This is a genomic window from Cohnella sp. (assembly GCF_041640265.1).
Classification (GTDB): Bacteria; Bacillota; Bacilli; order Paenibacillales; family Paenibacillaceae; genus Cohnella.
On record NZ_JBEQAP010000043.1, the window covers coordinates 13,948 to 35,483 of the forward strand.

General features: G+C 46.5%; 20 protein-coding genes and 3 pseudogenes. 22 read left to right on the plus strand and 1 reads right to left on the minus strand.

Annotated elements, in window-relative coordinates:
• The first annotated feature begins 19 nt into the window (after nt 1-19).
• The 9 genes and pseudogenes from ACESLK_RS22975 to ACESLK_RS23015 all read left to right on the plus strand — a co-directional run bounded on the left by ACESLK_RS22975 (nt 20) and on the right by ACESLK_RS23015 (nt 8,270).
• The gene (locus ACESLK_RS22975; RefSeq protein WP_373232045.1) at nt 20-685 is read left to right on the plus strand and encodes a rhamnogalacturonan acetylesterase; all 666 of its coding nucleotides are present in this window, start codon (nt 20-22) and stop codon (nt 683-685) included.
• A 208-nt stretch (nt 686-893) separates the two neighbouring features.
• Nucleotides 894-1,265, plus strand: a pseudogene (locus ACESLK_RS22980) (carbohydrate ABC transporter permease); the annotation flags it as partial.
• A 43-nt stretch (nt 1,266-1,308) separates the two neighbouring features.
• Nucleotides 1,309-3,081 (plus strand): hypothetical protein, encoded by a 1,773-nt coding sequence (locus ACESLK_RS22985; RefSeq protein WP_373232046.1) that lies wholly within the window; start codon nt 1,309-1,311, stop codon nt 3,079-3,081.
• A 10-nt stretch (nt 3,082-3,091) separates the two neighbouring features.
• The gene (locus ACESLK_RS22990) at nt 3,092-4,363 is read left to right on the plus strand and encodes a family 43 glycosylhydrolase (protein WP_373232047.1); all 1,272 of its coding nucleotides are present in this window, start codon (nt 3,092-3,094) and stop codon (nt 4,361-4,363) included.
• 76 nt (nt 4,364-4,439) lie between these two features.
• Nucleotides 4,440-5,885 (plus strand): family 43 glycosylhydrolase, encoded by a 1,446-nt coding sequence (locus tag ACESLK_RS22995; RefSeq protein WP_373232048.1) that lies wholly within the window; start codon nt 4,440-4,442, stop codon nt 5,883-5,885.
• Nucleotides 5,886-5,902: 17 nt separating this feature from the next.
• Nucleotides 5,903-6,568, plus strand: a complete 666-nt coding sequence (locus tag ACESLK_RS23000; RefSeq protein ID WP_373232049.1) for a rhamnogalacturonan acetylesterase — start codon at nt 5,903-5,905, stop codon at nt 6,566-6,568.
• Nucleotides 6,569-6,795: 227 nt separating this feature from the next.
• Nucleotides 6,796-6,966: pseudogene (locus tag ACESLK_RS23005) on the plus strand (RNA-guided endonuclease InsQ/TnpB family protein); the annotation flags it as partial.
• A 53-nt stretch (nt 6,967-7,019) separates the two neighbouring features.
• A pseudogene (locus ACESLK_RS23010) lies at nt 7,020-7,153 on the plus strand (winged helix-turn-helix transcriptional regulator).
• A 298-nt stretch (nt 7,154-7,451) separates the two neighbouring features.
• Complete coding sequence (locus ACESLK_RS23015) at nt 7,452-8,270, plus strand: GNAT family N-acetyltransferase (RefSeq protein ID WP_373232050.1); 819 nt, start codon at nt 7,452-7,454, stop codon at nt 8,268-8,270.
• Here the strand turns inward: ACESLK_RS23015 and ACESLK_RS23020 are convergent.
• A complete protein-coding gene (locus ACESLK_RS23020; protein ID WP_373232051.1) occupies nt 8,252-8,686 on the minus strand; it encodes a GNAT family N-acetyltransferase in 435 nt (144 codons plus the stop codon). The two genes, ACESLK_RS23015 and ACESLK_RS23020, sit on opposite strands and share 19 nt — an antisense overlap.
• Nucleotides 8,687-8,927: 241 nt before the next feature.
• Here ACESLK_RS23020 and ylxM point away from each other — a divergent pair, with 241 nt between their 5' ends.
• From ylxM to rimM, 13 genes are all read left to right on the plus strand, one after another.
• Nucleotides 8,928-9,293 carry a YlxM family DNA-binding protein gene (ylxM, locus tag ACESLK_RS23025; protein ID WP_373232052.1) on the plus strand — a complete coding sequence of 122 codons (366 nt, stop codon included), beginning with the start codon at nt 8,928-8,930 and terminating at the stop codon, nt 9,291-9,293.
• 32 nt (nt 9,294-9,325) lie between these two features.
• Entirely contained in the window at nt 9,326-10,705 is a 1,380-nt protein-coding gene (gene ffh / locus ACESLK_RS23030) for a signal recognition particle protein (RefSeq protein ID WP_373232053.1), read from the plus strand.
• A 41-nt stretch (nt 10,706-10,746) separates the two neighbouring features.
• Nucleotides 10,747-11,019 carry a 30S ribosomal protein S16 gene (gene rpsP / locus ACESLK_RS23035; RefSeq protein WP_373232054.1) on the plus strand — a complete coding sequence of 91 codons (273 nt, stop codon included), beginning with the start codon at nt 10,747-10,749 and terminating at the stop codon, nt 11,017-11,019.
• A gap of 26 nt (nt 11,020-11,045) precedes the next feature.
• Nucleotides 11,046-11,279: a KH domain-containing protein gene (locus ACESLK_RS23040; RefSeq protein ID WP_373232055.1), complete on the plus strand. Its 234-nt coding sequence runs from the start codon at nt 11,046-11,048 to the stop codon at nt 11,277-11,279.
• 67 nt (nt 11,280-11,346) lie between these two features.
• The gene (locus ACESLK_RS23045; RefSeq protein ID WP_373232056.1) at nt 11,347-12,372 is read left to right on the plus strand and encodes an NAD-dependent epimerase; all 1,026 of its coding nucleotides are present in this window, start codon (nt 11,347-11,349) and stop codon (nt 12,370-12,372) included.
• A gap of 138 nt (nt 12,373-12,510) precedes the next feature.
• The gene (locus tag ACESLK_RS23050) at nt 12,511-13,461 is read left to right on the plus strand and encodes a lysylphosphatidylglycerol synthase transmembrane domain-containing protein (RefSeq protein WP_373232057.1); all 951 of its coding nucleotides are present in this window, start codon (nt 12,511-12,513) and stop codon (nt 13,459-13,461) included.
• Nucleotides 13,458-14,948, plus strand: a complete 1,491-nt coding sequence (locus ACESLK_RS23055) for an alkaline phosphatase family protein (protein WP_373232058.1) — start codon at nt 13,458-13,460, stop codon at nt 14,946-14,948. The genes ACESLK_RS23050 and ACESLK_RS23055 overlap by 4 nt, the downstream gene beginning before the upstream one ends.
• A gap of 47 nt (nt 14,949-14,995) precedes the next feature.
• Nucleotides 14,996-15,691, plus strand: a complete 696-nt coding sequence (locus ACESLK_RS23060; protein WP_373232077.1) for a glycosyltransferase family 2 protein — start codon at nt 14,996-14,998, stop codon at nt 15,689-15,691.
• A gap of 20 nt (nt 15,692-15,711) precedes the next feature.
• Nucleotides 15,712-17,289, plus strand: a complete 1,578-nt coding sequence (locus tag ACESLK_RS23065; RefSeq protein ID WP_373232059.1) for a hypothetical protein — start codon at nt 15,712-15,714, stop codon at nt 17,287-17,289.
• Nucleotides 17,290-17,384: 95 nt separating this feature from the next.
• Nucleotides 17,385-18,422, plus strand: a complete 1,038-nt coding sequence (locus ACESLK_RS23070) for a hypothetical protein (RefSeq protein ID WP_373232060.1) — start codon at nt 17,385-17,387, stop codon at nt 18,420-18,422.
• A gap of 26 nt (nt 18,423-18,448) precedes the next feature.
• On the plus strand, nt 18,449-19,930 hold the full coding sequence (locus ACESLK_RS23075; protein WP_373232061.1) for a stalk domain-containing protein: 1,482 nt from the start codon (nt 18,449-18,451) through the stop codon (nt 19,928-19,930).
• A gap of 89 nt (nt 19,931-20,019) precedes the next feature.
• Nucleotides 20,020-20,937, plus strand: coding sequence for an FTR1 family iron permease (locus tag ACESLK_RS23080; protein WP_373232062.1), 918 nt, complete (start codon nt 20,020-20,022; stop codon nt 20,935-20,937).
• 75 nt (nt 20,938-21,012) lie between these two features.
• A complete protein-coding gene (gene rimM / locus ACESLK_RS23085; protein ID WP_373232063.1) occupies nt 21,013-21,534 on the plus strand; it encodes a ribosome maturation factor RimM in 522 nt (173 codons plus the stop codon).
• Nucleotides 21,535-21,536 lie beyond the last annotated feature (2 nt).

Below are 21,536 nucleotides of genomic sequence, written 5' to 3' on the forward strand. Positions count from 1 at the left end.
ATAATTGGTGGTGGATGCTTTGGGAAAACAAACGATTTACTTGGCTGGCGATTCGACAATGGCGGATTATCTGCCTCATTCGTACCCCATGCAAGGTTGGGGGAACAAGATCCATTTATTTATTCCTGATTCCGTTCGGGTTGTGAATAAGGCCGTGTGTGGGAGAAGCTCCAAAAGCTTTATCGAGGAAGGAAGACTTGAAGAAATTTTACAAATGATCAAGACGGGTGACTACTTGTTTATTCAATTTGGTCACAACGACAGTAAGGAAGATGCCGAAAGACATACAAGTCCTTGGAACACGTACCATTGGCATTTACGGCAATATATTGACGGGGCGAGAGAGAAGGGGGCTCATCCCGTACTCATCTCGCCTCTTTGCCGCAGACATTTTGACGTTGATGGCCTTCTGATCAACACGCACGGCGATTATCCTCGATCGATGGAAGCGCTGGCCGTTCAGGAAAAAGTCCCTTTCATCGATTTGTGCGGCCGAAGTGCTGTCGCTTTCAAGGAAATGGGGGACGCCAAATCAAAAGAATGGCTGACCTGGCTGCGCCCGGGCGAACATCCGAATTACCCCGAAGGAATCGAAGACAATACGCATTTGAATGAGCAAGGTGCAGAGGCAGTCGCACGAATGGTGGCCGATGCCATCAACAAGCTGAACCTGGAAATTGGTTAAGGAATCAACTCGGACACTTTGTTTTATATTAAGTCTTTCTATATAAGTCTGCTAGGCGAACTGTCGCGCAAACCAGGGCATGATGCGGAAGCGATCGATTACTCGCAGTGTCTATACGAGAATTGAGCAGGGACGAGGATAAAATCATGATGAATAAAGCTTATATTTTCAACGGGGTACCGTGGTTTGATAATAATGGGGAGACGGTCAATGCACACGGATGGACGGCGCTGGACACTGGATGGTTCTATTCCGAATTTATCTGCCCTTAGCCAAGCCTGTTATTGCGGTTATGGTTCTTTATTACGGCGTAGCCCATTGGAACAGCTGGTTCAATGCGATGATCTTCTTAAGAGATCGTGAGCTCTATCCACTACAGCTTGTGATGAGGCAAATACTGATTGATAACGAAACGGAAATTATGATGGGTCAGAATGTCACATTCCTGTCCAAGCAAGAGGTTGCCGCGACGATAAAGTACGCTGCCATCCTAGTTTCGACATTGCCGATTTTGGCTTTATATCCATTTTTGCAAAAGTATTTTATGAAGGGTGTCATGATCGGCGCGTTAAAAGGTTAATGGCAAGTAAAGCCGACACATTACTAGTAGGAGTGTGAATTGAATGGGTCTGACTATGGAAACAGGTAAGTATTATTTCAAAGCGGATCAGGCACGTATTGAAGTCCGGTCTGACTTTTTTACCTTCAACACCCACGATCGATGGATTGGTTTTCGACTTTGTCACGGACAATTCCCCTTCGATGAACGTCTTTCCTTTTCAAGTGGAGCAGGATCGTTCCGTGTTGGAGGCATGGATTTAATTGGTGCTTACGGGCATAAATTCGCACTCACCTCCGAACGTGGGGAGAAGTGGAAGCTTTGGTATGCCAAGTTATTCATACCTAACAAGCAGGAGCCGGATAACCCGATGTTTCGTTTGGTTTTTGAAGAAGAAGGGCTTAGCGGTTCAGTTTGCGTTGACTACGTGTTCTATGAGGATATGCCTTATTTTGACATTGCGATTCAAGCTATTGGGTTTGCGGGGAATGACTATTATACACTACCACTGGAAGGAAACTTCATCTTCTCCGAATCCATCGCCCTCAGTCAACAGGAAGCAGCTTATTATACGAAAGCAAACGACGCAGGATTGTCAGTGCGGACGTCGGCTAATGCCTCCGTCACGGTTCAGCAGGATGTAGAGTCAGCTGTAATGACGCTTAAGCTGCCTGTTAACGAGACAGCAATTGTACGATTTACTGTATTGGGACAAGGTGAATGGCCGCTAACTGTGGCTGAGCAACCATTCGACAGCAAGGAGACGACAGAGCGAATCGCATCTGTTGCATGGGCCGCAATGGATGTGAGTTCGCTACCTAATTTCGAACGTACCACAATGCAAGAGAATGGCTGGAAACCCGATATAGGACGAACAAGGGAACGTGTAGCAGGCATGTATGTAACGATTCCCGGCTGGCATCATCCGCAATCCTGGGATTCTGGAGGTCATCTCTCTCATGTCGAAGAAGTCTATTTGGATAAAGTTATTAGTAGCGGCGCGTTCGATGCCATCGGTTTCAGTCGGGACGGCATTTATGAGAACGGCTTGCAGCAGCGGTGGTTGAACCTCGTACGAAGAACACATAAGGCCGGACTACGTGTCTACTTGAAGCCTGGCGATGGAGAGATTACTGCGCTTAGGGGCGATCCGCGGAAACTTCAGCAATGGGCAAGCGCAAATTTCGATGTTCCCGCAGACGCGCAAGCCGATGTAGTTCGGCTATGCTGGGAAAGCGTACTAGCTCCATGGGAGACAGCGAACCTGTGCCTGCGACAAAGCAGTTTGCAGCTAGAAGGGTTATCACACAAGCCTTGGCAAACAGTCAGTGAACAGATCGCCGATTTTATGACCGACCGTTTCTCACTGATTATAGACGAAATTCACCGATATGCGCCCAATACAACAATTGATATTGAATGCGGTGATACAAACGTCTTTCAGCGGCTGTTGAATAGGCATGACAATCTGCGGGTTATGTACATGTTCTACGGAGATTATCCCCGTGTGAGCGATTTCGTCGACTTGTATTACTCCGTGGCTAAGGAGGTGCTGGGCGCTGGTGGCATCGTACTAGAAACCGACTGTTATTACACCGATCGCTACCCTTCGATCGAAAGTCTTCGCATGCAGGATGGCAGCTTGATTTACGATGCTGACGATATTGATCGTATTGTGCGCAAGCATGAGTATATTCTCCGTAAGCCCGTGGAAGCTTGCTGGGCCTGGGGAATCAATATGAATGCATCCGAACAGAAGTTTGCGAAAATTTGTGAAACATATCGGAAATTTGATCCGAATCATACTCTCTCGAATTTTTCAGGAAAGCGGGGATGAGGATAAAATCATGAGGGATAAAGCTTATATTTTCAACGGGGTACCGTGGTTTGATCAAAATGGGGAGACGGTCAACGCACACGGTGCTTGTATGTTAAAGGAAGGCGATAAATACTACCTTTTTGGAGAATACAAAACGAACGATGTTAATAAGTTCGTGGGTTTTTCGTGTTATTCCTCTTATAACCTGTCGGATTGGCATTTTGAAGGCTTGGTATTGCCGCCGCAGGAGCAAGGGCTACTTGGCCCTGATCGTATTGGAGAACGGGTAAAGGTACTAAAGAATCATAAAACCGGCACCTTTGTCATGCTGATGCACACGGATAATTTGAAATACACGGATCCGTGCATAGGGCTTGCGACTTGCGATACGATTGACGGTACATTCAAGTTTCAAGGACCGCTGCTTTTCGAAGGGCAGCCCATTAAAATGTGGGACATGGGTACCTTCGTTGACGAGGATGGAACAGCCTATTTATTGATTCACGAAGGCAACATTTATCGATTAAGCGATGACTATCTGACCGCAGTGGAAAAGGTTGCGGAAAATATTGCGCCTGGCGGTGAATCGCCGGCAATGTTCCGCCACGGGGACAGCTATTTTATGATGTTCTCCAATAAAACGAGCTGGGAAAGAAATGACAACTATTATTTCGTTTCGAACAACTTACATGGACCTTGGAAAGAACAAGGGTTATTTTGTCCGAAAGGCAGTTTAACCTATAACTCTCAGTGTTCATTTGTCTTTACATTAGAAGCAGATGGGAAAACAGTACCGATCTATATGGGAGATCGTTGGTCATTTCCTCGTCAAGCTTCAAGTGCCACACAGGTTTGGTTGCCCATCACAGTAGTTAAAGAGGATACATGTTCCATTCTTGAATATTGGCCGGTATGGGCGAGTGAATCGATCTCCCAGGTTTTTCTTGAAGGAATGGATGAACCTTTGCCATTTCGTTCAAATGGGCGAGGAGATTCAGTAATTTATACCTTTGAAGGATCACAAATTATTGTTTACGGTACAAGTGATTGTCATGGCGGCTATGCGGAGTTTTCCATCTATGATGACACAGACGAACTTATTCATCGCGCAATTATTGATTTTTACAGTTTGGTACCAGATTCTAATATGAAATACGTTTCCCCGAAACTTTCACATGGAAGCTATACGCTGAAAGTCGGAGTAACGGGGGAAAATGGGGTCTGGTATAAAAAAGACGGCACGCAATTCGGCAGTAATGATTACTTCGTAACACTAGAAAGTGTTAAAGTCTGCACTTGACTGATGCAGATGTATCATGGATCGTCGAGGGGGCTATCCACGACGGGAAGATTTTTCTGTGAGGTGTATAAGGACCATGTCCAATTCGAAAATAAACGCAACCTATCCGATCGATATTCTAAGGGGCGATTATCCCGATCCTTCCATCGTCCGGGTAGGTCAAGATTATTACATGACACACTCGTCTTTCATGTATGCTCCAGGGCTTCTCGTATGGCATTCCCGCAATCTGACCGACTGGGTCCCCCTTTGCCATGCTCTCCGGACTTATGTCGGAGATGTTTGGGCACCGGATCTGGTCTATGTGAACGGACTCTTTTACATTTATTTTCCAGATAACGGGACGAATTATGTCATCTATGCAGAGAAAGCGGAAGGGCCCTGGTCCGACCCGATTGATCTGAGAGTAGACGGGATAGACCCGGGGCACCTGTTGGCGCCGGATGGGCAAAGGTACCTGTACGTAAACTACGGAAGGGCTGTTTCATTAGCCCCGGACGGCCTTTCCGTTACCGGCGACTTACAAACGGTTTATAAAGGATGGCCAATCCCTGAGGATTGGGTCGTGGAAGGCATGGCTCTCGAATCCCCAAAGCTACTAGTCCGAGGCGATTATTATTATTTGATTTGCGCACAAGGCGGAACGGCTGGTCCTGCGACGACCCATATGGCGGTTGCAGCCAGGAGCAAACATCCTTTAGGGCCTTGGGAGAACTCTCCCTATAATCCTCTTGTGCATACTTGGTCGAAGGAAGAACGCTGGTGGTCCAAGGGGCACGGTACGCTCATCGATACACCTGATGGAAAATGGTATTTCGTTTATCATGCCTATGAAAAGGATTATTACACGCTAGGAAGGCAAACCTTGCTGAGCCCCATTGAGTGGACGGAAGACGGCTGGCCGATCGTATCGCAAGATACGGACGGAGAGATGAAGCCGGTAAAAGGGAATACTCCGGAGCTGTCTGACGATTTCCAAGGTGCTGCGCTCGGTTGGCAGTGGCGATTCTACAAGGAACTGGATCCTGAACGTTATGTAGCAGGCGGGGGCATCTTGAAGCTGAAGGCCAAAGGGGATTCACCGGCGGATTCAGGACCGCTGGTCGTCATTCCGCCCAACAGGGCCTATGAAGCTGAAGTTGAGATTAAGGTCGGGCCTGAAGCTGAAGCGGGTCTTGTGCTCTTTTATAACGACCGCTGTTATGCGGGGATTTGCTTTACGGAGCATGAAATTTCCCGAATGCGGCGAGGTACCAAAGGCTATCCTGTACAAGGCTTGGGCTGCCGGCTTCATTTGAAGCTTAGGAACGATCACCATACCGTGACGATGTTTTACAGTACTGATGGTATTGGGTGGAATCGGCATCCTTCATCGATTGAAGCCTCAGGTTATAACCATAATACGTTTGGCGAATTTATTGGTCTTCGTCTGGGTATTTATGCGGCAGGTAACGGAGAGGCTGAATTTTCGCGGTTTCGATACCGCAGGATTGAAGAGGTCAAATCAACTACACCAATCTAACGAAATAGGTGGATGCTATGGACAAACAAACGATTTATTTGGCTGGTGATTCGACAATGGCGGATTATCCGCCTGAATCGCACCCCATGCAGGGCTGGGGGAATAAGCTTCATTTATTTATCCCCGATTCCGTTCGGGTTGTAAATAAGGCAGTGTGCGGGAGAAGTTCCAAGAGCTTTATCGAGGAAGGAAGGCTCGAGGAGATTTTGCAGATGATTAAGCCGGGCGACTATTTGTTCATTCAATTCGGTCATAATGACAGTAAGGAAGATGCCGAAATTCATACAAGTCCTTGGAGCACATACCATCGGTATTTGCAGCAATATATCGACGGAGCGAGAGCGAAGGGGGCTCATCCCGTGCTCATCTCGTCCATTTGCCGCAGACATTTTGACGTCGACGGTCTATTGATCAACACGCATGGCGATTATCCCAGGTCGATGGAAGCGCTCGCCGTTCAGGAAAAAGTCCTTTTTATTGATTTGTGCGGCCGAAGCGCCGTCGCCTTCAAGGAAATGGGAGACGCCAAATCGAGAGAATGGCTGACCTGGCTGCGCCCGTGCGAACTTCCGAACTACCCTGAAGGGATCGAAGACAATACACATTTGAATGAGCAAGGCGCGGAGGCTGTCGCGCGAATGGCAGCCGATGCCATCATCAAGCTGAGCTTGAAAATCAGTTGATTCCTTTGGCTTTTAGAACTGAAAGAATCCCTTTTCACGTGAAGCGTTCCGTGTCTATCATATCCGCCGAGAGGACGCCCTCTTCAAGCGACACAAGGAGCTAAGAGGGTGGTGAATCGGCGACTTCCGTGAAATATCTTCAAAGACCTCTCTCTATCGCGCATATTATGGTAAAATAAAACCAGATTAGCGAACGTATGTTCGTATTGGTCGAAGGAGGTGAAATCATGGCAGATGCCACCTACAAAACTTTTCAGATTTGGATCAAGGATAGTCACCGCTTATTCCCATATTTCGAGCAGATGTGTTTAGATGCCAAACACTTGTACAATACCACTAACTTTTACATTCGGCAGGTTTATACTTCATTCCGACAAGATAAGCCCCTGCAACCGTTGGTACGCAGCGAACACTCAGTCGCCAGCTGCGTGAGCTCGAAAGCGATGGGCTGATTAACAGGCAAGTGTATTCCGAGATCCCTCCCAAGTAGAGTATTCGCTATCAGAGATAGGGAAGAGCCTTTATCCTATCCTTCTCCAAATAGAGAATTGGGGCCTGAACTATATCGCAAACAACCAAAAATAAATGTAATGCTTCGTACCAATTGTTTCGGCGTTATGTCGCGTACGGAGCATAATCTGGGAGAAATATATTTCAACGTGTCGATATCATCGAAGCCCATAAGACCGACCTGTTTAGGAACTGCATAGATATCCGCAGGACAGACAATTGCTTTTTTGGGTTGGGATTCCAGATCTATTTGGCTAATTAATTTTATCAGTAGCACAAATAATCAAGTTACTTTATTTCATTTTATTGGTGAAATTATTGTTGGTTCGATAAAGCTTAAAGGGGATAATTATCTAATTAATAGGAGACAACGATGTTAACGAAACGGCAACTTCAAGATATTGAACAACTGCAAAAAAAGTGCGAAGCCTATGATTATGTACAACTAAAACTTAACTGGGAAATGCTCGGAAGCCGCGAATCTTTTCAGCTAGACTTTCTTCATTATGAAAATGACGAACTAGTAGCGTTTATGGGGTTATATCCTTTTGGTTCTACAGTCGAAGTATGCGGCATGGTTAAACCAAGTGAACGACGGAAGGGACATTTCAATCGTTTGTTCCAACAAGGCATGGAAACAGCTAAAGAAATCGGATACAAGAAAATTTTATTGAATGCACCTGCTGGATCAGTTGCAGCAAAAGCTTTTTTGATTAAACAAGGTGCAGATTATGCATTCTCGGAACATCAGATGAAGTGGCAAGAAAGATCTCTTGAGGAAGATGACGATGTTACATTGCGACTGGCAATTGCGGATGATTTAGACATGCGTATCCGTTTGTCAGTTGAAGCGTTCGGTATGAACGAAGAAGATGCTAGGGAGATGGAAAGCAGATACAGCGGTCAAATATTAATGATCGAAGTGAACCAGGAAACGATAGGGAAAATCCGGTTAAAGCTAGAGGCTGGGGAATCGTGGATATATGGCTTTTCGATTCTACCGGAGTGGCAAGGGCAAGGAATCGGCCGAAAAGTATTGCGTAGAGTCTTAAAAGATCAAAGCTCAGCTGGTCATTCGGTACACTTAGAGGTCGAAACGAAAAATGATCATGCCTTAGGGTTATATGAATCTGTTGGTTTTAAAGCTGTACATGCACAAGATTACTATGTGTATCAAATTTTAGACATGTAAACATCTATTGGATCCTCACTGTCAACTTGAAAACCAAACCGTTCATAAAGATGTCTAGCAGGGCTTCCTTGCAGGACATTTAATGTTACACATTTTCCTTTTACATTGTTTTGTCCAAGCAGGTTTTTTAATACTTGACTGCCGATCCCTTTACCTTGGAAAGCGGGATGAATATAGAAGTGTTCCAATAAATAACCTTCTAACGTCGGTTTAAAAGCGAAGCAGCCAACAAATGAATAATCTGCCTCGATAATCCAAGTGTGATCGGAGTCAAATGCATCGCGGAAGCGTTGACGCACCTTCTGTTCATCAAACCTTCCTAACCTGGTTAAATCATTACGAAGTACAATTGCCCTTAGATTAGCAATTGTCTCAACATCGGAATGTCGTGATTGGCGAAGAGTAATTTGTTTCATCTAACCTAACAGCTCCTTATTGATATAAGACAACAGGCTATATGTAAAGCAAGAGGTGACCAGCTTATTTTCTTATTCGGCGTATTCTCTTTTATTCCTTGTTGTCTCAATAACGGAATAGGATCACTGTAAAGGAAATTCCCTTGACAACACTCCGCATATTTCGTAACATAGTAAAAGTGAGTTGGGTGTCAAGCTCTTTACCTTGACGCGTTAGTGCTTGACGAAGGGAGTGAGCTAGTTGCCCTGGGATGACCATGCACTGCAGAAAACAAACCGGATCAACGTGCTGCATGATTTCTATGGACCATTGTTGACGGAGAAACAGCAAACGTTTCTCAAATGTTATTTCCACGATGATTATTCACTCAGTGAAATCGCCGCTGATTTTCAAATTAGCCGACAGGCTGTTTACGAGCATCTAAAGCGTGCTGAGCAGGTTCTAGAAGAATATGAACTTAAGCTTCGATTAGTCTCACGGCATGAGCATCTTCAGTCTAGTATCGACCTGCTTGAGTCGCAAATTGCGAGTCTGCCGCTGGAGTGGCGTCAATCGCTCACTGAGACAGTGGCTAAGCTGCGAGGTCAAGATAACGAAATAGATTAAGTGAAAACCGTTCCCTAAGGAGGGATGGGATTATGGCATTCGAAGGATTAACAACCCGACTTCAGAGCGTATTCTCTAAGCTGAAGACACGAGGTAAAGTATCGGAAGACGACGTAAATGATGCGATGCGAGAGGTACGCCTCGCTTTGCTGGAAGCGGACGTAAACTTCAAAGTCGTTAAGGAATTCATCGCCAAGGTGAAAGAACGTGCCACCGGTCAGGAAGTGATGAAGAGCTTCACTCCCGCGATGGTCATTATCGATATCGTTAACAAGGAAATGACGGAGCTCATGGGCGGCTCGCAAGAGAAGCTCAAGAAGGCGAACAAGCCTCCAACCGTCATTCTGATGGCCGGGTTGCAAGGTGCGGGTAAAACAACCTTAACCGGCAAGCTCGCTAAGCTGCTGCAATCTCAGAATCACAAGCCGCTGCTCGTCGCGGGCGATATTTATCGTCCTGCGGCCATCAAGCAGCTGCAAGTGCTCGGCGAACAGATCGGAGCGCCCGTATTCACGCTTGGCGATCAGGTCAGCCCGGTTGAGATTGCGAAGCAAGGCGTGCAATTGGCCAAAGACCAAGGCAATGATTATGTTTTGATCGATACTGCCGGACGTCTGCAGATCGATGAAGAACTTATGCAGGAGATTAAGGACATTCATTCGGCGGTCAATCCCGATGAAGTATTGCTAGTCGTCGATGCTATGACTGGACAAGAAGCCGTTAATGTAGCGAAGAGCTTTCACGAGCAGTTGGCATTAACCGGTGTCGTGCTTACCAAGTTAGATGGAGATACACGCGGCGGAGCTGCATTATCGGTTAAAGCCGTAACGGGCTGCCCTATTAAATTCGCTTCAACGGGCGAGAAGATTGACCAGCTTGAGGTGTTCCATCCGGATCGGATGGCTTCGCGGATTCTCGGCATGGGGGATATGCTGTCGCTTATTGAGAAAGCCCAGGGTAACATGGATGCAGAGAAGGCTGCAGAGATGGAGCGCAAGATGCGCACCGCGGATTTCACCTTCGACGACTTCCTTGAACAGATGGAGCAGGTTCGCAAGATGGGGCCGCTGGATCAGTTACTCGATATGATGCCCGGAATGAACAAGCTTAAAGGCAATCCAAACTTCAAAATCGACGAGAAGCAAATCGCACGCACCGAAGCGATCGCCAAGTCGATGACGAAGGTGGAGAAGAAGAAGCCTGATATCATCAACTACAGCCGTCGCAAGCGGATTGCCGCAGGCAGCGGAACAACGGTAGCGGATGTTAATCGACTTCTGAAGCAGTTCGAGGATATGAAGAAAATGATGAAGCAGTTTTCCGGCATGATGGGTCCCAAGGGTCCTAAGGGCGGCATGAAAGGCCTGAAAAACATGTTCGGCGGCGGCAAAAACATGAAGTTCCCGTTCTAAAGGTTTTCCCAGCGTTTATTTAGTCAAGGAGGTGAAAGTTAATGTCAGTTCGTATTCGTTTGAAACGTATCGGTGCTCACAAAGCTCCGTTCTATCGCGTAGTGGTATCGGATTCCCGTTCCCCGCGTGATGGTCGCTTTATTGAAGAAATCGGTGTATACAATCCGGTTTCCCAACCGGCTCAAGTTACAATCGACGAGGAAAAAGCTTTGAAATGGCTGCAAAACGGCGCGCAAGCGTCCGATACCGTTCGCACACTTCTTAGCAAAGCAGGCGTCATGAAGAAATACCACGAATCCAAGCTCCAGAAGTAATCGTCTAAGTACCGGAGGGCTGAGCCATGGAACAATTGATTCGGGTTATTGCCCGAGCGTTGGTGGATCATCCGGAAGACGTGCAAATTCAGGTCAAGGAAGACGCGAGAGGCCTGGTGTACGAGCTTTCCGTCCATCCCGACGATGTCGGCAAAGTAATCGGCAAGCAGGGACGTATCGCTAAGGCGGTACGCACCGTAGTCTCTTCCGCAGCTGTTAAGGAGCGGAAGCGCGTCATCGTGGACATTATTTCAGAATAGCCAAGCAGGGACCGTCAATGCATTTATGCATATATCGGTCCCTTTTTTCAATGTGAAGGGGACGAGGGTGATCATTGTGATTTCACCTATATTAATTACCGGCTGTGCCGGGTTTATTGGATTTCATCTGGCCAAGAGGCTGCTAGCCGATGGATATCATGTAGTCGGTATAGATAATATGAACGATTATTATGAGCTTTCATTAAAACAATCCAGGTTGGAAATGTTAGAAGAAAACCGCTCCTTTAAGTTTGTTCAAGCTGGAGTGGAAGACAAGACGGCATTAGACCGAGTATTTCGCGATTTTACCTTTGCTGCTGTTATTAATCTTGCCGGTCAGGCCGGCGTTCGGTCGAGTCTGACCCATCCGCACACTTACATCGATTCGAACATTGTCGGATTTATGAATGTGCTGGAAGCTTGCCGCAATCATGAAGTAGGCCATCTTATGTATGCCTCGTCCAGCTCAGTGTATGGTGCCAATACAAAGATGCCTTATTCCGTTCATGACCGCGCGGATCATCCGCTTAGCTTATATGCCGCCACCAAGAAGGCCAATGAATTGATGGCTCACTCCTATAGCCATCTTTTTGGGCTGCCTACAACGGGCCTGAGGTTTTTCACCGTGTATGGACCTTGGGGAAGGCCGGATATGGCTTATTATTCATTTACCCGTAAAATCGCCGAGGGTAATCCAATACAAGTATACAATTATGGCAAAATGCTAAGAGACTTCACCTATATCGATGATGTTATTGAAGGTACCGTCAGACTTCTAACACAACCGCCTAAGCCCGATGAACGATGGAACCGTGAGAATCCAGATCCGAGCACAAGCTTCGCACCCTATCAAATTTATAACATCGGAAATAACCAACCGATTGAACTGATGAGGTTGATACAAATAATAGAAGAAGGTGTTGGCAAGAAAGCCATCATCGAATATTTGCCCATGCAGGATGGGGATGTTCTGGCGACATATGCAGACACGGACAAGCTCCGGTTAGCAACGGGTTTCACGCCCCAGACCGGAATTGAAGAGGGTATGAGACAATTCCTGCAATGGTATAACAGTTATTTCGAATCAAATTGATGAAAGATCTGCTTTACGCCTGCGCTAATGGAATGTTTGAGGTTTATCTATCATTCGATCGGAAGACCTGCTATAATACAAAACAATGCATATAGTTGAGAATAGTTCTCATTAAAATTGGAAGAGAGAGTTATTTCCGTGATAGTTAAAACAGGCTTGAAATCGTTTCTTGCTGCATTGTTGTTTATTTGTTTTCTTATTATTTCCTGGAAGTGGTTTGATTGGGCTGATTTCCTTCGCCACTTGGGTACGTTGGCCCAGGAGCCGCAATGGCTCGCGTTTATGTTTGGGACTTATTTGCTCTCTTTTATGCTGAAGGCGCAAGCTTGGCGAATGTATGCTGGATCACAGGAGCGCTTCCGGATCTATTTTCACGGAATTATCTACAGCCTGCTTGTCAATCATTTGCTTCCGGTAAAAGCGGGAGATATAATCCGTACCGGATTTCTGATGAAAAACGCACGTAAAACGTGGGATGAAGCTCTTCACTCGGTTGCCATTATGCGTTTGATGGATATGCTCGTATTAGGCGTTATTTCTTTGATCGGAGTATTGTGGATCGGATTGTCCGCTTCATGGGCGTGGATCCTTATACTTATAATGGGATTCATTGTATCGGTCGTTGCGATCAAGCTGACCCCTCTTCATAGAATTCCCTTTGTGCAAAGGCATTGGGCACACTTCAAGTCCACGATGTTTTCTGGCAAAGGGCTTTTTGTCATGGTATGCATTACGGTCAGCTGGATGCTGGAGGCTGCCGTCATTTATGGGATCGCCCGCATGATGGAACTGAATTTGGGAGCGGTTTCTCTCATTTGGGCTAACAGTGTAACGATTGCCGGCCAAGTGTTCCATATTACACCAGGAGGCATCGGCACTTATGAAAGCACTTTGAGCGCTTCGCTTGTTGTGCTAGGCATCGGTTGGAAGGAAGCTTATGCCGCAGCGTTGTTGTCGCATACGTTCAAGTTTGCTTTCGCTTACGTTATGGGAGGCTATTCCTTGCTTCGTATGCCGATTGGTTGGCGGGAAATGAAAGCATGGATTATAAATAAACAAAAATCTGCAAAGGAGAGGATACCCTCATGAAAAAAGCTTCCTCTTTCGAAATTGTCGCGGCGAGATGTTGGAATCTGCTGAATGAAGGAAAGCCGTTCACCCCGATATTCGTAGTTGGCGTATTTTTGTTGTATCGCTTCGCGCAGTGGTCCGATACCGATTTCTGGTGTTCGGCGGGGCTCGGACTGCTGTTTGTTTTACCGTTGTTCGCTATTTACTATTTTTATGATTTCCCCCTTTTTCTGCGTAATTATTTATGGTTTCCTTTGTTGGCGGTATTGCTCCTATGGGAAGCTCCTAGCTTAACGCTTTATTTACTTGCACTCGGTTTGTATTTCTTTTTCACCGTCTATTTTTGGGGTACTTTCTACTATCATTTGCGGATTGGAACGTCATGGTGGAATTTTACCCGATTCTGGAAGCTCGTCTTAAAAAACAGTGACTCGACAAGCGGGAACGCTCAGGAGCAAATGCCTAAGTTTTTGCTGCTGCTGTTCATCTGGAATCATTTCTATTCACTCTTCGATTCAACCGCATCGCTCAATGATGTCATTGATTTCAGAGCTGATCATTGGATTCCCTGGATTGTATTTATCGTTTGTTTATGGCTGTACAGCTATATTCTTCACGCTTATCTGTTTGATTGGAAACCGAAGGAAGATGGCTCCTTGACGAACAATGCCGTTGTACCAGAGAAGGCGATAAATGATAAAGTCATCGTTATCGTGATCGACGGCATGCGTAAAGAACGCTTTGAAGAGGCGAATGCTCCTTTCCTGAAAAAGCTGAGAGCCGAAGGGACGGAGTATGCGCAGATGGAAACCGTATACCCCGCGCGTACGGTCGTCTGTTTTTCCTCTATGTTTACCGGAACTTATCCGCGAGAGCACGGTATTCGCTCCAATATGGTATGGAAGCTGGGCATCAAGGTAGAGAGTATCTTCGATTCGCTGCGCAAGGTCGGCAAAACCGGTCGTCTGCTTGGAATCGCCCATCTGATCGATTCCATGGGGGATGACGTGGAAAGCGTAACGGCCGTCATGCATAACGACGCTGCGGATCGAAATATCATCGAACGCGCCAAGCTGATCATGGCTGAGCAAAATCCGGATTTGCTGGTTGCTCAATTGATCGGTGTCGATCAAACCGGACATAGCAGGGGTGTCCTATACGACGAATACTTGCAGAAAATCGCGGAAGCCGACAGGTTGATCCAGGATTTTGTCGGTTGGCTGGAAAGCCGGGGTATGATGAAGAACACGACTTTGGTCATCTGCGCCGATCATGGACAAGCCGATGGAATAGGCGGACATGGACATTTGGATGAAGGGGAAAGATTCGTTCCGTTTTTCATGCATGGTCCAACTATCAAGCAGGGACATCGGATTGACGAGAAGCATTCGCTGATCTCCATGGCTCCCACACTTAGCTATCTGCTAGGTGCTCCATATCCAAGCCATAGCCGCGGACCGGTATTAACAGAAGCGATGAAGCTCGATCACATCAAAGACTCGTAAGAGAACGGAAGGTTAATATCGTGGAAAAAAAGAAAATCGTCGTCTTTATGCCCGCGCATAACGAAGAGAGCAATATAGGCGCTGTTATCAGTCGAGTACCGCGTCTTTTTCACCCGGAATACACGGTGGAGGTCATCGTGATCGATGACGGCTCCAAAGATAATACGGTCGTCGTTGCAAAGCAAGCGGGTGCAGATTACATCGTATCCTTCGAGAAGAACCGGGGGTTGGGGGCGGCCGTACGCGAGGGCTTGGCGCAATGCTGCCGATTAAATGCCGATATCGGTCTCATGATCGATGCGGACAATGAATACCCGCCGGAGCTGATTCCTGAAGTTATCTCGCCGATTATGGCTAACCAAGCCGACTATACATTCGGCTCCCGGTTTAAAGGTCAAATCCGGGGAATGAAGCTTCATCGCAGATTGGGTAATTATGTTTTTACGTTTCTGCAATCACTGCTGCTTCGCAAATGGATATGTGACGGGCAGTCGGGGATGAGAGGATTTTCCCGCGAGGCGATGGAGAATGCGGAAATCATTCACGATTACAACTACGCGCAGGTGCTGACGCTGAATTTAATCAGAAAGGGCTTCCGTTTAGAGGAAGTGCCTATCACTTATCAGGTTCGTACGAAAGGACAATCGTTTATTAAATTCAAGGAATACGTGAACTCGGTTATTCCGGCTATATACAAGGAAATGAGGCGGCCGGTCACAAAAAGTGACCGAAATGATCCTTAGAATGAGGAGAGGAAAACCGCATGTCGCGAATCGCCGCCGTCAGAATTGCATCAGTATGTTCCGCCATTATCGTCATTATAGGATTCTTTTATCTCAGTTTGATGTATGCAAGTCCATTTGCCCGTTCTTGGGACGAGGTGGATTTTGTCTTGGCATTGGAGCGGTATGATCTTCTAGCGATGCAGCCTCATTTTCCGGGATACCCATACTTTATTGCAGGTGCTTCCATCATCCATCGATGGGTGGCCGATCCTGTTCTAGCGTTGGTCATGTTTAATGCTGTAGCTGCCTTTAGTTCGGCCATTCCCATCACCTTGTTAGCACGAAGGTATGTGAAAGGAAGCACAAGCTTAAGCTTATGGCTTACCTCACTCGTGCTGACAACACCTTATTTATGGCTGATGGCTGCAAGGCCAATGTCTGAGTGCGCGGGTATCGCTGTGCTCTGGTGGTTTTTGTGGAGCGTTCGACATGCGATGGAACACCCGAAATCTGGCGCCCGGCATGCGCTTGTGCTTGTCCTGTTTGGATTTCTAATGGGTACGCGACTGTCTTTCTTCCCATTCGGAGTCGCGATATTGCTGCTGTGGGCTGAGCAGTACAAGATTAATAAGGATCAAGAAGGAAAACGGCTTCGGTTGGCGTTATCCATCATGGCGGCTGGCTTAATCCAGCTCATATGGATCGTCGGGCTGGCGTTATCGGAAGGCACCATATCCGGCTTTTGGAAGCTGTCCATCGCTTTTGTGAAGGGACACTTCTCGGAGTGGGGAGGAGGGATCGTTTCTACCCAAATACCGTTTGGACAACGGATCGCCCAATTGTTCGGGAGCAATCTGATCGGGGATGTACTGCTCAGTCGATCAGCGGTTATTGGTGCATTGCTTTTGCTGTTATTGACAGCTGTTTACGCGGGGCAATGGCTTTTAAGGAGAACGGAAACGTATCATGGTAAAGGCGGTTTCCAGGAATCAGAGCATCATAATCGACGTTATACTGCATGGTTAATTACATGTATCGGATTTTACTTGGTATGGGCATTATTCGGACAAAACATTGAAAAACCGCGCCATATCTCGCCAGTCGCAGGTCCGCTTCTGTTGCTTTTTTACGCTGCTACTATTCGTACGGTTTTCTCCTTATGGTCTATACGGCAGAGGTACCGTAAAGGTCATGCTGCTCTATCAGCAGCAATAATCATTGTTCTGTCTGGGCTTCTGATCACCCAGATCGTTTATGGTGCAGACTTATTGAGGAAACAAGCGGAAGAGCTTCCGTCGGTATATCAACTTCATGACTATGTAAGAGGCTTGGAGACTCCAGTTGTTCTATACACTTGGGAGGAGACGCGGGTATTGCAATATTTGCAAGCCGATTATGAGAATCGGCGAATCCTGACCTTTGATTATTTTAATGCCATAGTTGCTGCTAATTCCGGGAAGAGAGTGCTGCTGACTGATCATGTCCTGCATGGATTTGAACAGCAGGATCCAAGTGTACGTTCTCAAGTGGCACCAATTGCCGAATTCAAGTCGAATGCACTTTTTGATCCGGTATACGCCAACATCATTCTATACGAATGGAAACAAAAACCATAAACAATTAAAAATATTACTTCAAAAGGGATTGACAGTCCAATTGAGATTGATTATCATTATCCATGGAAAGCGAACTACATACGGGGAGTGTTCAGATGAAACGATGGTTTCAATATGGATTGGCGGTTGCCATCGCGTTGTTATTTCTAGCCCCATCCCATGCTTTGGCCTATTCCTACGGGGATGCCAATACCGAAGATGTTGCGGAAACGTTCAAATTGGTAGAAGCATCCATAAGCGGCGCTTCACCCGATTGGAAAAAGGCTGAGGAAGCCTACAAAGTCAGAAGGACGGAAATCAAATCGCATTTCGGCACTGCTGTTGCGGATACTCTGGATAATAATTTTCAAGAAAAAGACGCGAAGCTGACCATTGCCAATTTCAAAGCCGTTCTTGTTATGAACTTGGATCGCAGATTTAAATATGCGATCGAAGATTTGAATGATTATGCCGCAGCGAAGCTTCTGCTAGCAAAAGCGAAAGCAACGTATGACACTTTATCGCCGTATATGAACTCAGGTTCAGGGGATATCAATCAAGCTTTCGAAGATGCGTTAACGGCGCTCGGCAATCCCGGATTGTTCGGAGTCGGCAAGAAAGAAGTACAACCTGAAGTGTTTAAGGTGAAAGTGAACTTCATTTACGCAAAGGTAAAGCCTTCGTTTCCCTACAAGGTATACGTAAAGCTGCCAGAACCTAGTGAAGAGAAAGAGCCCGTGAAGGAAACCACACCCTCTAAAGAAGGGCCCGGTACAACGGTGCAGCCCGTGAACAATTCGGAGGAGCCGAAGGAAACCGGGAAGGCAGTCGCCAGCGAAGCGCCCGAGCCTTCGGCGTCGGAAACTGCTGCTGCAAGCGAGAGCGCAAGTGCTGCTCCCTCTGAGGAGCCCGAAGCAAACGAGGCTGCTGCTACTGTTGAAGCTGCCCCATCCGAAACGTCCTTGGCTGCAGCTGGAGATCCTGCAACCGCAGAAGCTTCACCCGATTCGATCTCTGAAGAAGCGGGTGCTGAGCACGCCCCGATGGACCGTTCCGACAAAACCAATCCATGGGTTTCGGTTATGGCCATTGGCGGTGTTGTGTTGATTGGCGGCGGTGCCGTATGGTTTGCCCGTAGAAAAGGGATTTTATAAAATTGATGAAATTGGGAGAGATCAAATTGCGCAAATTATTGTCGATCATGTTAAGCCTTACTCTGGTATTATCTTCTGTATTTATGTTAGCATCCGTTGTTAGTGCTGAGAGCAAGTTCAATATTACGGAAGATGCGGTAATAGCTGAGCGGGTTAAGGCTTTCGCAGACATTAAAGCTTTATTCACAGAAAACACGGTATTGGCTGATGTTCAAGCGGCATATGTAAGTAAATTTCAAACAGAAGTCAAACGTATTGATGCTACGATTAAAGCAGACAATCCGAAAATCGATGATAACATCACGCTTGTTTTGGACAATGCCATCAAAGGTACATTAAATGTGGGTCAAGCCAAGCAAGCGATTGATAAAGGCCTGCAATGGTATTTCTACTTTTCGATCCGCGACTTGATCAATAACAATATCAGACCTGCCCTAACAAAGGGAGATTTCGCTTCAGCTAAAATCGATCTTGACAAGGTCATTCAAATCTATGAGGGTGCTTTGCAAAGCACTGTAGTCAAACGCGATTCGAAATTTAGCTTGAATATGGAAGCGATTTTGAAAGGCACGATCGAACAGCTGCAAGCTGACCTTGCTGAAAGCAACGCGAATGACTTTAACGTTCACCGTCAGGTGCTGGACAAAACACTTATCAAAACCTTCGCGCTGGCTGTTCTGACTTATGCGGAAAGCATTCCAACGAAAGCTGCGGCCGATCAGCCTGCAGCCATGACAGAAGCATACTTCTTCTACATGACGATATATACCTACTTGAAAGGCGGCAGCGCGGTAGACGCCGATTATATCCGCGATGTGTTTGCCTCCGGCGATGCGAGCAAAGTGAACAAAGATAAAATTCAAGCCGCTCTACAACGTTCAATGATCGGCAAGGTGTCCGAGTATGTGACGAATGCCTATACAAAGCTGGCAGATGGAGATCTTCAAGGAGCCCGCGGTTATGCTATGGAAGGCATTATGTTCCTAGCTGCACAAGAAGTATTTCTAGGTAATGAAAAGTATATTGAGGCAATCGTGTTCGCAGAGCAATTCGCCAATGCGATCGATAATTCCGATCTTGCTGCCGCCAAGAGCAGCTCGTTTCAAATGCTGAAAGATCTCGTTGTTACTGATGGTACTCAGCTGAAAATCGGCAATATTAAATATACGGTGGATGGTCAAGCCCATACAGCGTTAAACGCACCTTACATTAACAAAAATACAAGCCGCACATTAGTTCCAGTTCGTTTAATTGCCGATGCAGTCAAAGCTGAGGTTAGTTATGACCATTTGGCGAAAAAGGTATCGATTATTAAAGACGGTAAGAAAACCGAGCTTGTTGTCGGTTCAGCTATAATTGTTCAGAACGGTATAGTTAATGAGAAGCTTGAGTTGGATCAACCGGTTGAGGTTGTTAATGGAAGCTCCTTTATCCCGCTTCGCGCAGTAGCTGAATTATTCGATAATGGCGTTTTCTATGACAAGAAGGAAATCATCATTCTTCGTTAATTCAATTGAAATCTAAAGCGGAAACACTTGTGCCCTAGGCGCAAGTGTTTTCCTTAACTAAAACACGGAAAAAGGTTGAGGATGAAATTATGGATTTACAAGCGTTTTTAATCACTTTTCGTGAAGCGCTGGAAGCGATATTGATTGTAGGGGTTATTCTGACTTACTTAACCCGGATCGACCAAACAAGATGGAATAAATGGGTTTGGGTCGGAGTGATATTGGCTCTGGTCGCAAGCTATGGCGTTGCGCTTGTTTTTCAGATTTTACTAACGGGTTTTGCAACCATGGGCAGTCAAAATTACTTAAAAATCGGTATTATGCTTGTCTCGTGCGGATTACTGACTCATATGGTCATGTTCATGACCCAGCAAAGCCGCAACCTGCAAGGTAAAGTCGAGAATAAGATCGCCGCGATACTAACAGTTGGCGGAGCGGTCAATATGGTTGTCCATTCCTTTCTTGTTGTCGTGCGCGAAGGCGTGGAGACGGTTTTTTTCTTTGCGGCCATTACGGGCGGAGACATTCAGAAGGCACTGGAAAGCTGGGGGGCACTTATCGGCTTAATACTGGCGATGGTTGTGGGTTATCTTTTCTTCAAGGGAACGAAAAAGATCAAGCTCAAAAGCTTCTTTAGAATAACTAGCGTGTTCCTTATGGTAATCTCCGCCGGATTACTCGTTCAGGCTGTCGGTATTATGCAGGATATCGGTGTGCTGGGCAGTCTTTACAAAACGGCAGGAGGGGAAAGAGGAGAAGTATACAACATTACGGCATTCATGCCGGAGCATCCCGTCGACGAAACCCAGTATATTCGCGATACGGGCAATCAGCCTGTTATTAACGGTCAAGTGGGAATCTTCTTCAAAGCGTTTCTCGGTTATACACAGAATCCCTCCTTGGAGGAATTTATCCTCTATTGGGGCTATTATTTGATGATACTGGTGCTGCTCGGTATGCAGAAAAAACGGCATGAGAAGACGCAAGCGCTGCCGTACGCAGCTTAACGGATTTGCGATACAAGGCTTCGGTGCTATATTATTATAATTGCTGAAGTTTTCTTGCGGAAAGGGGCTGCTTCCATGACGGAAGAGCGCTTGCTCAATATTGGTAAAGTCGTAAATACACACGGCATCAAAGGTGAAGTAAAGGTCTGGCCGCAGACGGATTTCCCGGAAGTGCGCTTTAAGGTGGGCAACAAGCTATTGATGTTCCCGCCAGAATCCGGGCAACCGATTACAATCGAGATAGTGTCCTCCCGTGAGCAGAAGAAGATGTTCATTCTTAAGCTCAAGGGCTTCGATAATATCAATCAGGTGGAGAAGTACAAAGGCTGGGAGCTAAAGGTAAGCGAGGCGGAACGCGTTGAGCTGGATGAAGGAGAATATTACTTCCGCGATATTATAGGTTGCGCGGTCGAAACCGATGATGGTGAGCCATTAGGCATCATCACGGATATTCTATCCCCAGGAGCCAACGATATTTGGGTTGTTAAGCTGACCAAGGGCAAAGAGCTTCTTCTTCCCGTTATTGATGATGTGGTGCTCGACGTGGATATCGTTGCCCGCAAGGTTCAAGTGCACCTGATGGAAGGGTTGCTCTAGCG